The sequence below is a fragment of the Rhizosphaericola mali genome (assembly GCF_004337365.2).
Classification (GTDB): Bacteria; Bacteroidota; Bacteroidia; order Chitinophagales; family Chitinophagaceae; genus Rhizosphaericola; species Rhizosphaericola mali.
Genome location: NZ_CP044016.1, coordinates 3,772,580 through 3,787,531, shown reverse-complemented (window position 1 = coordinate 3,787,531; position 14,952 = coordinate 3,772,580). Strand labels below are relative to the sequence as shown.

Here is a 14,952-nt window from a genome sequence, read left to right as displayed (position 1 = left end):
CAGTAAAAATGTATTCTTCATTTTATAAAAATAAAAAAGCTCAATAAGAAATTTAGTGAGCTTTAGATTATTTAGAAATATTGAATTAACTATTTTTCATTGACAATTTCTTTTAGGGCATCTGTAGTCATAGATTTTGGTCTTTCCAAAGGCATTCCCAAAATTCTATTCCAACATAAATTAGACAGTACTCCTAATGCGCGGCTTACGCCAAATAGAACTGTGTAAAATTCATATTCCTTCATTCCATAATGCACTAACAATGCGCCACTATGTGCATCTACATTAGGCCAAGGATTTTTTACCTTTCCAGTTGCTTCTAATATTGGAGGAACAACTTCGTATATTTTCCAAACAATATTTACCAATTTATCATTTGGCATAATATGTTTTCCGAATTCTTGTTGTGCTGTAAATCTTGGATCTGTTTTTCTCAATACGGCATGACCATAACCAGGAACTACTTTACCAGAAGCTAAAGTGTCCTTTACATATTGACTGATTTGATCAGCAGTAGGTTCATCAGTACCTATCTTTTCAATCATTTCAAAAATCCATTTGATTACTTCTTGATTTGCCAATCCATGTAAAGGTCCAGCCAATCCATTCATACCTGCAGCGAAACTCAAATATGGATCACTCAATGCAGAACCTACCAAATGTGTCGTATGAGCGGATACATTTCCTGCCTCATGATCTGCATGTATAGTTAAATATAACCGCATTAATTCTTGGAATCCATGATCTTCATATCCCAACATATGCGCCAAATTTGCAGCCCAATCCAATGATGGATCTGCTTCAATTTGTTCGTTATTTTTATATTTTCTTCTGTATATATAAGCAGCCAAACGAGGGAGTTTAGCAATTAAATCCAATGAATCTTCAAATATGGGATCCCAATATTCTTTTTTATTGATGCCTTTACTATATGCAGCAGCAAATTTACTTTCTGTTTGCAATGCCATGATACCAACGACAAATTGAGTCATTGGGTGTGACGCAACTGGTAAAGCTTCTATTGCATTAAAGACATATTGAGGTATCGCACTACGCTCTTTGAATAAATTAGAAACGTATTCAGTTTCTTCTACTGTAGGTATTTCTCCTACTAGTAATAAATAAAATAAAGCTTCTGGTAATGGTTGTGTACTGTTAGGGGCTTTAGGTAATTTTTCAACAAGTTCGGGTATGGTAAATCCTCTGAATCTGATCCCTTCATTTGCATCTAGTAAACTGATTTCACTTACTAGTGCAGTCATTCCTCTCATCCCTTGGTATAATTGAGAAACCTTAATTTCTTCGATTGTGGTATCTCCATAAATCTTGATAAATTCCTTTATTTCAGCGGATTTGCTTTCAGCAATAGCGTGAAATTTCTGTTTAATCGTTTCCATTTACGCAAATTTAAAACACTCTAAAATTGACCTGCCTACTGAATATTTCCTAAAACATAAAGAAAGTAAACTAATGTTTGCTTTCTTTATGTTTATATAATGGCAAAGTTCGTTAATAATCACCCATATAGGCTTCGTAAAGATAGTGCAGCAATATTGAAAACGAACAGTTTAAGATTTTTTTTTGAAAATTTTATTTAGGTGCTTTTTTGTATAAATAAATAGCAACCACCATAAAAGTTATATTGGGAATCCAAGAAGCAACAATTGGCGGTAGATTTCCTTTAGTAGAAAATATAGTAGAAAATCTATCCATGATTATAAATGCAGCGGCGATGACAAAACCAATTGCCAAGTGTGCTCCACTTCCTCCCCTAACCTTTTTACTAGCAATAATAGCACCAATCATCGTCAATAAAATAACCGAAACGGGCGTTGCAATCCTCCGATATAATTCTATGAGATAAGTATTTACTTCTTCCCCTCCACGTAATTTTTCTAAATAAATATACCGTTCGAGTTCAGGCGTGGTCATTTTATTTTGGGCATATTCATCATATCGAAGATCGGAAGGCATAAAATTATAATTGACAATACGACTTGGTGTTAATTTGACTTTCTCGTGAATGCCATCGATATTTCTTTCAAATATGTTTTCTAATTTCCACTTATTCTGATGATGTGTCGTATCCCAGGAAATCTTTTCAGCACGTAGATTGTAGTTCATTTCTCCATCTTTTATTTTGTATAGAAAAAATGGTCCGCCCTTTTTAGTGGTCGTATCATAGTTACGTAGACCTGCATAAGAAAAGGAATCGATACGTTTGTATTGGATTTTCTGACGATTGACTAACTGTTCATAACTCGAATTTCCGTGAACATATACATCTTCGAAATATGCAACTTTGACATCCGCAATCGGAATGACATAACCACTCAAGTAATAAAGTAAAGCAGCTAATGCAAAACTAGTAATAAAATAAGGCCTTAAAATCCTTCTAAAACTCGTACCACTAGCAAGTATGGCAATAATCTCCACGCGCTCCGCCATCTTTGATGTGAAAAATATCACGGAAATAAAAACGAATAATGGAAATAAAAGCGCCAATATATGCGGAATGAAAGCGATGTAGTAATTCATCACAATCTGGGAAAAATTCCAACCACTTTTTACAAAATCATCTGTTTTTTCTCCTACATCAATTACCACAGAGATAATTGCAAATAGAAATATTGCAAAGAAAAAGGTTGTAAGAAATTTTTTAATAATGTACCAGTCCAGTATTTTCATTCTCGTCTTGCCTAATTGTCGAAGCTAAAGTACAAAGGTAATTGTTTAAATAGCGATAGCTTTCAGATTTTACGTTATTATATTGGTAATAGTTAGTTCACCGTCAAGGTACAATTGATCCATTCTGGATCTAAATCTGCTTGATTTTTTTTGTAAAATGCAATCGCAGGAGCATTCCATTCCAATACTTCCCAACGAATAAATGGAAAATTCTTCTTTTTTGCCTCTACTTTTAAAGCATTCAAAAGTAGTTGTCCAATACCTTTTTGACGGTGAGATTCCGTAACAAGTAAATCTTCAAGATACATCGTCTGACCTTTCCAAGTAGAATATCGGATATAATAAATAGCCATTCCTACAATGATATCATTTTCTACAGCGACGACCCCCCACCAAACTGGATTTTCGCCAAAACCACTTTCTTCAAAATGAGCAAGCGTTACAGATACTTCATCTGGTGCTTTTTCAAATGTTGCTAATTCTTGTACTAATTCTAACATACGCGCGCAATCTGCTTTTTGCGCAGCTCTTATTTCGATAGATTGATTTGACATAATTTGCAAAAATATCAATATTAATTATTGTGCCAAGGAAACTCTTATCTGAATTCCTGCAGATGTTGTCGTCGTTGGATAGGTCGTAGAAATATATGGGATAATTCTTTGTTGGTCAAAATACAATTTGACATTGACACGATTACTTAAAATATAATCAATTGATGGAGATATGGATATAATCTTCTGACCACCAGTACTATATGAACTCGATTGATCCAAAATGCTATTGTATTGGCGATCATTTCTAAATGCTAAATCCAATGTGATATTAAGGTCATTGCCCGCATTTGCTTTTTTATTTCCAGGTAGAAAAGTCAAATTTGCATTTCGTTTGCGATAGGTGCCTCCAATCGTATAGGTGGTTGAATTAACTTCACTAACTTGATAATCCGTCAAACTTAAACTCAATGTCCTTGATTTTGCATATTGAAAGCGCATATTGTTTTGATCTTTCGTCGTGAGATTCACTCCAATAAGTGGGGCAAAGCTTTCTGAGATTGTGAGGTTGGGAATAATGTAAAATGGTACATAATTTCCAGAAGTTGAATTGATAAATCCAGGCACGCCTAAATGTAATGGATCTAAATAATCTAAACTACTTGTAAAGCTATTCATTGATAACGTCGAATTGTATGCGTGAGTTAATACAATGGATGAGAAGGTATTATGTAGTGCAGGTATATTAGATAGTCCTGAATAAGTTAAATTCCAATTGGGAAGCGGAAAATAGCCACTTAATGGGTTTTGTTTAATATTCGTATAATTCTCGTCTACTAATGGAATTTTGTTAGGATCTTTTCCTGTATAGGCCGCTAAGAATGCAGGAATTAACACATCTTGTGCATATTGTCCATATCCATTTGCATATCCATTGGCATCTAAACCTCCCGTATAATAACCATTTTTTGCGGCCATTCTTTTGGAAATAGTCGTACGGAAAGTAGAGAAATTATCAAATAATTTGGATGTTTTACTTGTGCTATTTTTGGTAAACATCGTTTTTAGTGAAATATAGGATATAGAAAATCCACCAGATGCATAAGGACTTAAATGAGAGAAAGTCCCATTTCCTAATGTATCCTTAAATAATTCATTATATTGTTTCGAAAAGGATTTCTGAATATTTAAATCAATATTTAACGATGGTACGGGTTGAATCTGTGCCGTAATATTGATAGATTGCGTATAGCTTTGAGAAAATACGTCATTAAATAATGAGTCTGTACTCAATGCACCTTTCGACGCCATTTTATCTAACCAAGCAGATGTTGGTTGCTTACCAAAGACATATCCCAATCCGGGTGATCCTGCTTTCCAGTTATTACCAAAATTATTAGGAGAAGCCATGATTCCAGGTACACGACTATTATATGCAGATGTATATTGTACAGATACACGTTTGACCATGGTTACTAACTGGCCTCCCGCTCGAGCAAATCCATTCATATCAGCAATTTGCATATTGGCTCTTTCTGCTCTTTGGGCTTTTCTGATCGCACGTCTAAGTGCACGCCATTTTTTCAAAGCGAGATGTTTTTCTTTCCCATGCAGGCCTTTAATAATGGAATCCCTTGGTGGTAATTTCATGTGTGCCGTGTCATTTAATGGCTTCATTGTTAATTGTGCGCCATTATTACCATTATTATTTTGTCCATTGGGGTTACGATAATTATTCCCATTTGGGAAATTATTACGAGGTTCATTTACCTTTCGGAAAAATTTGGATTTATTATAAAGGCGCGTGAAATCCATGTCCGCTTGCAGCCCATTTTGTCTACCATTCTCCACTACATTACCTAATCCGAGAGCTAGCAGATTGGCACTTACCCAATTATAACTAGTGGTGAAATTATATTGTGCATTGATCCAATCGGTCATGGGTAATTTATCCAAGGGTAGATTATAGTTTAAGATTGTTTTTTGCTGATACGTCAATGTACGACCACCCTTTAGGAAGTTTTTCCATACAGAATCTCTTTTTGCCTTTGTATTTATAAGACCTTCGGGTTCATCTACAATGGAATTGTTAATTGCAGAAAAATCAAAATTTAGATTTCTCGTAAAATTCCAACGAAGATTGTAATATCGATCAATTAAAAAATATTTATCGTAGGTTGTGTCAGAAGGTATGACGGTATTGGCTGTATCTCCAATATTTATGGATCGAGGAAGGTATAGCCCCATTTGTCTATCTACATTTACTCGGAAACTTAATAAAGACGGTACGGGGTTAAAATTAAAATCTCTAAATAAACCGAGCCATGGAGATTTTTTTGCAAATAGCTTTTTAAAAGGTTCTACATAGTGCTCACGCCCATTAAATGTATAACCAAATCCACCATGTTGACGTGTGATAGCATTTTTAGCAATAGTAGGATTTGATTGACGTATACTTGTATAACTATAACTAAAATCAAAATTACTTAAATCCCAAAGCTGTGGCGTCTTATTTCCTGGTCTTGCGAATCTAACATTGGTGAAATTCAAAGTTTTAGTAGTTGATTGATCCAATGCAACATTTTTTATTGAATCTCTTTCGGCTTTGGTTTTTGCCATTGCTAATTTGGTTTTATACAAAACATCTTGATCAAATGGATCATATTTTGGTGTGTAAACCGTCCTAGTAATACTAGCATAGGTCGGTATGGTAAAGCCCAATTTTTGTGGAAATAATTTACCTAAATCCAAATTCATCGCTGCGTCAAACTGGCGCATATCATTTAACGATCTTTCATTGGTACTTTGTTCAATCGTACCAAATCCAGCAGTGTAAGTATTGCCAGAAACCGAAAGTGTACCCAAATCAGCCATTTGAATATCTACTCGACCCATAGCAGCCCAGCCTCCAGAATTATCAATATCACTTAATCTTAGCTCATCAAACCAAAGCTCCGCACTTAATGGTTGACTTGAACTATCATTTTGCACACCTATCAGATAGCCACTCACTTCTGCCAGGTTAGGACTTCCCATGACAGAGATCGTACTTCCATCTGTCTGTAATTCTCGATAAATGGAAGTCGTGCTGTGACCTGCATTATCTCTATGTAACTTCGCTTGAACCAAAGATTGTAGTGACAATTCTAGCTCATTACTGGTTGGCCAGATTTCTGCGGAGGAGGCAGTTACTGATGGTAAAGTAATGGATAAGGGAATTTTTATTTCATAATAATTATTCAAATAATCTTGACCAATTCTGATTACGGCTGTCAGATCTCCATTATTTACTTGTGTTTGCCCAGTTATAGATTCTGCATGTATAAACATAGCCATTCGTCCATATCGACGCATGTCCATATTCATACCTTTGATAACTGCACGAGCATCTCCTTTTTTCAGATTCGTAATATCTAATGCCATGGACTGTTCATTGGACAAAACATTGACTCCGTTGTTGGCCAGAGATTGCATTTGTTCAACACCTGGAGGCATTTTGTATGGAATTGGAATTTTGCCACTATTCGCCTCTAGGCCGACTGTTGATATAGTAAGTGTAGTTGTAGATGCTGAAGGTAGTGAAGTATAACTACCTGTTGTATCTAAGTCATATGTAAAATTCCTCCATTGATTCCGTACTAAATTTAAACTACCAAAGCGAAATGTGGCAGAGTCCCTAAAATTAGTCATGTACATCCTCATAAATCGGATGGACTTAAAATCTGATATGCCTCCTATTGCGCTAGCGTAGTTTTTTACTGGAATACGAAATAAATACCAAGTTTCTGTAGCGGAACTATCATTTGCCAATTTTGGAGTTATGACACGTGAATCAACAATATAACTATCACCAACGCTCATGCCTGGTTTCAAATCAACATCATATTCAAAATATGATTCTGTTTCATTTAAGGTATTATCAGCATTTAAGTCCTCGTTATCAGGATACATCGTTGCTGCAGAGGATAATGCTGTACTTGTGGAGACGGGAGAGTTTCCCTGAGGATTGTTATAATATTTATATCTACTGATAATATTGGCACCTAAGTCATCATATTTACTATCTCGATACCATACATAGTTATCATTGGATGGGTCATTGTATGCTTGACTATAAATTGTAGAGTTTGAACCAAAATTCATTGCAAGCGATGCTAAGAATGTAGCTCTTTTATTTCTTTCTCCCACATCATCCAAACCGTCGAAGCCAATATCTTGATAGGCTCTATCAGAGGCGGTGTTGCTAAATGCATTAGTTAGTTGAATTGGATTAAGTGGTGTAAAACCCCATGTGGAGGTACTATCCATCAAACTTGTAGTAGTAGGTGTATTAAGCCCATTTTCATAAAAATGTTTACCATCTTTCAATACATCTTCACTGACATTACCAAGATTGAAGACTAAGCGGCCTCCCGTGCTTTGTTTTTGATATAAAAATGGATCTTGTAACCAAAACTCTATGTATTCTATATTGTTAGTTTCGAAATCTGTTTGTGGAATAGCACGCATGATGCCCCCCACCTCTTCTCCGGATTTAACAATTTTCCCTGAGCATTCACTTCTGATGAAGAATTGGCATAATTGTACGGACCTCTATCGGATGGAAAGTAGGTCATATCAAAAGTCGTTAACTGGGTATTGGAGGTTGCAGTACTAGCAGAAGGAAATAATTCATTATTGTATACGGCTCTAGTACGCAAATCGCTCAATGCAGACAAGTTATGCCTTAAGGGATTGCTTGTATTCGTTTTGTCTTGTAAAATAGCATCAATATTGTACCATGACAATCTTGCTCGATTCATCCCATAATTGATTGAATCATTTAACTCAGCCTCTGGGAATAATGTAGTACCTGCGGGTGTCGATGCCAAAGCCCATGATGTGAATGGAGTTCTTACATCGTAACTGCTACTTGCACTTTCAAAATTATCAATATAAACAGTCGCACTTGTTCCAGAACCAATCTGTGATGGTTGTCCAGGTTTTAATACCGCAGCTTCTCCATACGCATTGATAGAACTTGTTGCCTTAGTGGAGTAATTAGGAAGTTTGTTTAACCATCTTGTTAAGCCTGGCCATTCTGATTTGTAATTAAAGTCGACTCCATACATTGTATTGTTGATAGGATCTTCTCCATAATAGGTTTGATTCGTATAAGGACGCTCGGTCAATTTTTCCATAGTAGCACCAATGGATAATTTATCACTTGCTACATAATCCAATCGTAAACCCATGAAATTACGTTGGAGAGTGGTGGTGGTATTGTTTTCAAATTGTACACTGACTTGCTGTCCAGAGCTAAGGATTGATTGATTTAGTATTTGTAAGGTTCCAGATGTATAATCGATAGCATAGTCCGTATTCTCGGTCAATATTTGCCCTCCTACTGATACGGTTACGGATCCCTGTGGGATATTCACTGCTCCTAATGATATCTGAGAAGAAGATGTCCCCTTAATAGTCCCCATCAATAAATAACGATTATAATTAGTATAGGTCTGGGCTATAGACTTTATGCTGTCATATAATGCGGAATAGATATAATCGGATTTAACATCTGAGGATACACCAGTAAAAGCTAAAGAATCTAAATCATGACCAAATGGCTCCAATACGGGAAAAATAATACGTCCTTGATTCGGCAATACTGTATATCCATTTAAATAATCATATTGTCCATCTGGCTGAGGAGATTCCAAAGAATTTAAACGATCGGCATTTAAGATGGTTAATAAAGATTCTCCCTTTGTACTTTCTGATGATGTCGGCAAATAACGTTTGGTGCCTCCACCAGGCTCTTTATAATAAACATTCAACTTAAAACTAGAACTATCAATACCAGCAACATCTAATGAATAAACGTTTTTCATCATTAGATGCCAAATTGGTAAATTTATTCTTTGTGCAGTTGCTTTAAGTAATTTTACAAATAACACCTTTTGAATACCTGATGTTGAATCTAGGGCTACATCAGATGAAAACTCTCCGACTTGATAGGTCTTACCATTATAAGTATATTGAAATGCGACACCTAATACATCATCTGATTGGAGTTGACTATTTAAATTAATAAATCCAATTTTAGAATTGTAAGTGTAGTCAGTTCCTTCAGTCAGTTTACGAGCATATACTTTTTCATAATCTTGCACTGGTAACAATCCTAGGCTTTGTAAATAGGTCGTCGCTAAGGATCCATTTCTTGCTGTTGTACTATTGGATAATTGTTGGTATAAATTATTGGCGCTATTATCCGGTAGATTATTTGTAGTAATTAAGGGTTGTATATTGGAATTATAAGGTTGAGCTTCTCCTAAATCTGCCAAGCCCACAATATTTCTTGCATTGGTAGTGGTGCCTGTTCGGTTGGTCAGCCAAACTTCCATTCTCGTTATATTTACCAAACTTTGATTAAGTGGCAGTTTGCCCATGAATTGATTAAAATGTTGGCGAAAATATTGGCTTAAAAGGAAATTTCTATTTTCATCATAATCATCTAGCGTTTTATTAATTGTTTGAGATACCCCTCCTGATTGTAAAGTCAGTGTCTGTTTTTGAGAACGATCTGTCGCTAGGGCAGCAGTGACGAATAATTTTCCAAATTGCAGTTGTGTTTTTATCCCGAACAAATTTTGAACACTACTCATCAAAGTTCCTTTTGTTCTAAAATTAATATTACCTGCGTCTATAGATTTAATAATTTCATCGTCATAGCCATGATAATTCAGTTTTAACTGATTTTCGAAATCAAAAGTAGATTGCGTATTCCAACTGATCGGTAATGTCATCTTGCTACCAATATCTGCCAATACGTTAATATTAGCGTTCATATTCATATCAAAACCACCAGTTCTTCTTGCGCTGGTTGAAAGTGTGGGATTATTAACATATTGTCCCTGATAGCCTACTTTCAAGTCTATATTGCCTTGTGGCCGTATATCTACTAATTTTCCAGTTTTTGTAACTCCAAAAGTTCTGTTGAAAAAACTAGGATATATGGTAGGTTTAGGTCTAGCTTGTTTGTAATTTAATAAATCCAATGCCTTAGCTCGATCAGAAAAATATTGATTTTCGTCTTGTTGCCCCCTTAATTTTAATAAATCTTGGAATGAAATTTCCATTGGGTTGCGATAAAATAAATCTCCTATTTTTTCATATATAATATAATTTCCAGTGAGCGAGTCGTATTCTACTTTTCTATTAATTAAAAGACTGTCGTCGGGAATGTCAAAAGGATTTCTGCTTGGATTGATTATAGCATTTGCTCGCCTATCCTGAATTGGATAGGGTAAGCTGTCCTTTTTTTGCCCAAAAACACGAGAAGGGGAAAAAAAGAAACTCAGTAATATTAAAAAGTAAAAAAAACTGTATTTCTGTTTGGACAATGCTAACTTATTATTAAATATTTCGAATAAGTTTGAAACTTATTCACCCCTTATTTTCTAGTTTCATTAAAGAAAATAATAACAGCTTAATAACGCTTCATTAGCAAATTATTATATAAAAACCTCATAAGTTTCAATAAAAAATGCCATATCACATGTTTTTTAATGCAGCTTTAATCAAGGTTTCTACATTTGGATCAGTTAGGGTTTTGGCTGATTTTTGAATAGCTTTTTCTGCCATCGGACGAGCAATTCCTAGCGCAATCAATGCTTCTAACGCATCTTGCTCATTATTTCTGCTATTTGGTTGATTAATAATGGATTGTTTTTCGTCATCATACGTTTTGGATAATTTATCTTTTAATTCGACGATTAATCTTTCCGCAGTTTTTTTACCAATTCCTTTGATTCCTTCTAATTGTTTTACGTTGCCTTGTACAATAGCACGCACGATTTCATCAGGTGCTAACCCGGACAACATCATTCGAGCTGTGGAAGATCCAATTCCAGAAACACCAATTAATTGTAAAAACAATTTTTTCTCTTCTAAAGAAAAGAATCCATACATGGTCTGAGCATTTTCAGTAATATGTTGGTAGGCATATAAAGCCCCCTCTTGTTTAGATTGAATCTCCGTATATGTATTTAAACTAATATTTAGCTCATATCCTACTCCATTAACGTCAACAATTAATTGAGCTGGTGTGAGATGTAAAAATTTCCCTCTAAGATATGCGATCATTTAATTTGATTAAAATTTTTCCAAATGTCTGATTTTAAATACACAATGCAGTTTAAAAGCAATGAAAAGTTTGACAATAAGCCCTTTTTTATATTTGAATAAATACGAAAAATACGATTTGAATGTAATCAAATCGTAAAATTTCAAAATTTGTTAATAATTTTGACGCCAATTTTAGATAATTCAAAGAAACGTATGAACAAATTAAGGGCAACGATTACTGCCGTTGGTGGTTATCTACCTGAATATCGATTAACAAATAAAGATCTTGAAAAAATAGTCGATACAACGGATGACTGGATTTTAACAAGAACTGGAATCAAAGAAAGAAGAATATTGAAAGATCCTGGATTAGGAAGTAGCGACATGGCGGTACCTGCTATCCAAGAAATTTTAAAAAAGAAAAATTTAGATCCATTAGAAATAGACGCTATTATATGTGCAACAGTAACACCAGATATGGTATTCCCTGCAACAGCCAATATAATTGCCGATAAAGTAGGTGCAAAAAATGCATTTGGTTTTGATTTAGAAGCTGCATGTAGCGGGTTTTTATATGCATTGACTGTAGGAGCTTCTTTTTTGGAATCTGGTAGATGTAAAAAAATTATTGTTGTAGGTGTAGACAAAATGAGTTCACTAGTAGATTACACAGATCGTACTACATGCATTTTGTTCGGTGATGGAGCTGGGGCAGTTTTGTTAGAGTTATCAGAAGATGAAACTGGCTTGCAAGACAGTATCTTAAAAAGTGATGGATCTGGCGCAAAACATTTACATATGAAAGCGGGTGGTTCTTTAAGGCCAGCTACAATCGCATCTGTAACGAATAAAGAACATTTCATATATCAAGAAGGGCCTGCTGTCTTTAAGAACGCAGTGACAGATATGGCGGAAGTTAGTGCAGAAATTATGAGTAGAAATGGTCTTACTGCAGACGATATTACATGGTTAGCTCCACATCAAGCCAACCTACGTATCATTGAAGCTACTCGTGAACGCATGGGTATTCCGAAGGAAAAAGTAATGGTGAATATTACGAAATTTGGCAATACGACAGCTGCCACGATTCCTTTGTGTCTTTGGGAGTGGGAATCTAAGTTGAAAAAAGGGGATAATATCATAATGGCTGCTTTTGGCGGCGGATTTACTTGGGCTTCTGCTTGGGTGAAATGGTCTTATTAATTTTGATAAAGGATTAAAAAAGCCTGTACAATTCAATTTGTACAGGCTTTTTTGATTTAATCTTTCTTTTTGGGGAATGTCAATTTTTTCAATTGAAAAATGGAAAAAGATTTTTTGGTTTCCAATGGCTTTTCAGGTAGTAATTGCGGTTTTTGCAAATAATCCAAATAGTAAAATTTCAATAGAATGAAAAAGTAGGAAATTAAAAGTGGTCCAAATATCAATCCTGTAAAACCAAAATAATTTAAACCCATTACCACACCTAATACGGTGATAATTGGATGAACATCTGCCATTTTTTTTGCCAAAGCAAAACGAATAACATTATCCACTGAACCCAAAACAATCGCGCAAATAAGTACAACAGTTACCGCTTGCCAATAATGTTGCATCGCAAGCAGATATATCGCGACAGGTACCCACACAATAGCGGCTCCAACGACAGGAATCACAGATGCAAATCCGGTAATTACACCCCAAAAACCAGCTTGAGGTACGCCTGCAATCAGATACGCAATATAACCGCAAAGTCCTTGGGCGATAGCAATTAAAGGAATGCCAATAGAATTGCTCAATGTTTGAGCATATAATTCTTTTCCCAAAATCATCAATTTTTTTCTCTCAAATGGTAAGAACAAAATCAAAGTTGCTTCCATTCTGCCCATACTCGTCAGCATGAAATACAAAAAGAAATACATCATTAAAATAGACGTTACAGCGGTCATTCCGGTATTGACAACAGCTCCTAGAATTCTTCCACCGATGGCGGGTATGGAATCAATTGTTTTTGCCGATAATAAGCTGAAATGCAATTTGCTATAAATCGTTGCGTCAAGATTTTTGGCTGCATTTAGTACTTGAGTTGGATTTTGTAATATCGGCACGGCCTTGTTATACATCAAAATCGATAATAACGAAATCGGCAGCAATATGACAAAAAAGGAAATGACCATGATTAAAATGGCAGCAAGAGATTTGTTCCATCCATATTTGTATGTCAATTTTCGCATGTTTGATTTACTCAGAACATAAAAAATTAGCGCTCCCAGAAAAGCAGTGAAGAATTGAATTAAAGTGTAAAATAAAAAGCCTCCTAAGATTATTAGAATGATCAATAGAGTGATCCTATTTCGACTTTTTTTTGAACTTTCCATGTATGACAATTAAATGGTACAGAGATTGCAGTATTTTTTTATATCAAATTGATTTTGTGTAAAATAAACAAATTAATTTTATAAATTGTAACTATAATTTTGTAACTATAATCTCTTAAATAATATGAAGGACAATCAAAAATTTTTGACCGGTTTAATTATCGGAGCAGCAGCAGGTACCGCTTTAACAATATTCCTACAAGGAGAAAGTGGTAAAAAATTAATCAAATCTGTAAAAGATACAGCAAAATCTACAGGAGATGAATTGAAAGATGGGATGAGTTCCGTTCAATCTTCTTTGGATAAATTATTCCACAAAGGCAAACAGTTTATATCAGAATTAAGAAGTAATAGTGAAGCAGCCGTAGAAGAAGGAGAATTGGATGAAATATTTTCTTAATTTATATCTATAACGCTTACTTATGGAAAACAACAGTCAAGAATTTTTTGAACAATATAAGGCGCGTGTAATTCGCTATATTACCAATCGAATATTACTCGCAAAATTAGAAGGGGTGTCTAAAGTCTCCAGATTAGTTTCTATGATGGTGACGTGGATGCTTTTGGGCATTATAAGTTGCTTGATTCTGCTTTTCTTAAGTTTCATGGGAGGTTATTTTTTCAGTGAATTATTTAATAGCTATTTCAAAGGATTTGGATTGGTTGCTTTGATTTATGTTATCTTATTGGTAATCATCATCTTATTGATGAAAAAGCAATTACTCAAAAAATTTATAGCTGGAAAAATTATAGCAATTATTTTTGAAAAAACCGCAAATGACGAAGAAGATGGAAGAGAACAACCAAAAGATTAAATTGGATCAGGACCTTTCCTTTATTGACGGAACGAGCGATTTGGATCAAGAGATAAGAAAGGTGAAGGCGCAAATTAGAATGGATGAGTATGTACTGAAAAGAGACTTGAAATTGGTTCCTAGAGAATCTATTAGGTCATTGGTGGGGAAGCCAGTTCCATTTTTTGCGAAATCTAGTGTGGCTGATAAGACATGGAATCTACTTCAAGTTGCTATCGCATTTTGGGTAAATAATCCATTCAAAAAAAGTAAAAATACCATGAATCCGCTTCAAAGCCTTTTACAATCGGTAAAAGAAGTGGGTGTGGTTACGATTTTTAATGGAGTAAAAACTTATTTTCAAAATAAGAAAAAAAAGAAGCCCGCTACAGCAAACAATGGTACTAAGACGGAGGAGCCAATTACGAGCAAATAATTTCAATTTGAAATTTCCTTCGGGAAATTTCTTTATATAATTTTAAAAAAGGGGTGGCCAATGATTAAAATTCTTTG

9 protein-coding genes and 1 pseudogene are annotated in these 14,952 nt (G+C 34.8%); 4 read left to right on the top strand and 6 right to left on the bottom strand.

The window, feature by feature from the left end; genetic code table 11:
- Window positions 1–89: 89 nt before the first annotated feature.
- From E0W69_RS16195 to ruvA, 5 genes and pseudogenes are all read right to left on the bottom strand, one after another.
- The gene (locus tag E0W69_RS16195) at window positions 90–1,397 is read right to left on the bottom strand and encodes a citrate (Si)-synthase, eukaryotic (protein WP_131331082.1); all 1,308 of its coding nucleotides are present in this window, start codon (window positions 1,395–1,397) and stop codon (window positions 90–92) included.
- Between the two features lie 193 nt (window positions 1,398–1,590).
- Window positions 1,591–2,688, bottom strand: a complete 1,098-nt coding sequence (locus tag E0W69_RS16190) for an LptF/LptG family permease (protein WP_131331081.1) — start codon at window positions 2,686–2,688, stop codon at window positions 1,591–1,593.
- 92 nt (window positions 2,689–2,780) lie between these two features.
- The gene (locus E0W69_RS16185; protein ID WP_131331080.1) at window positions 2,781–3,242 is read right to left on the bottom strand and encodes a GNAT family N-acetyltransferase; all 462 of its coding nucleotides are present in this window, start codon (window positions 3,240–3,242) and stop codon (window positions 2,781–2,783) included.
- A 24-nt stretch (window positions 3,243–3,266) separates the two neighbouring features.
- Window positions 3,267–10,564: pseudogene (sov, locus tag E0W69_RS20640) on the bottom strand (T9SS outer membrane translocon Sov/SprA).
- 151 nt (window positions 10,565–10,715) lie between these two features.
- A complete protein-coding gene (ruvA, locus tag E0W69_RS16170; RefSeq protein ID WP_131331077.1) occupies window positions 10,716–11,306 on the bottom strand; it encodes a Holliday junction branch migration protein RuvA in 591 nt (196 codons plus the stop codon).
- 195 nt (window positions 11,307–11,501) lie between these two features.
- Here ruvA and E0W69_RS16165 point away from each other — a divergent pair, with 195 nt between their 5' ends.
- On the top strand, window positions 11,502–12,491 hold the full coding sequence (locus E0W69_RS16165; RefSeq protein WP_131331076.1) for a beta-ketoacyl-ACP synthase III: 990 nt from the start codon (window positions 11,502–11,504) through the stop codon (window positions 12,489–12,491).
- Window positions 12,492–12,547: 56 nt separating this feature from the next.
- Here E0W69_RS16165 and E0W69_RS16160 read toward each other — a convergent pair whose 3' ends face one another.
- On the bottom strand, window positions 12,548–13,645 hold the full coding sequence (locus E0W69_RS16160; RefSeq protein ID WP_131331075.1) for an AI-2E family transporter: 1,098 nt from the start codon (window positions 13,643–13,645) through the stop codon (window positions 12,548–12,550).
- Between the two features lie 124 nt (window positions 13,646–13,769).
- Here E0W69_RS16160 and E0W69_RS16155 point away from each other — a divergent pair, with 124 nt between their 5' ends.
- The 3 genes from E0W69_RS16155 to E0W69_RS16145 are packed head-to-tail and all read left to right on the top strand — an operon-like array spanning window position 13,770 to window position 14,875.
- Window positions 13,770–14,045 (top strand): YtxH domain-containing protein, encoded by a 276-nt coding sequence (locus tag E0W69_RS16155; protein ID WP_131331074.1) that lies wholly within the window; start codon window positions 13,770–13,772, stop codon window positions 14,043–14,045.
- A 22-nt stretch (window positions 14,046–14,067) separates the two neighbouring features.
- The gene (locus tag E0W69_RS16150; RefSeq protein WP_131331073.1) at window positions 14,068–14,460 is read left to right on the top strand and encodes a phage holin family protein; all 393 of its coding nucleotides are present in this window, start codon (window positions 14,068–14,070) and stop codon (window positions 14,458–14,460) included.
- The gene (locus E0W69_RS16145; protein ID WP_191967886.1) at window positions 14,423–14,875 is read left to right on the top strand and encodes a hypothetical protein; all 453 of its coding nucleotides are present in this window, start codon (window positions 14,423–14,425) and stop codon (window positions 14,873–14,875) included. The genes E0W69_RS16150 and E0W69_RS16145 overlap by 38 nt, the downstream gene beginning before the upstream one ends.
- The last annotated feature ends 77 nt before the right edge of the window (window positions 14,876–14,952 follow it).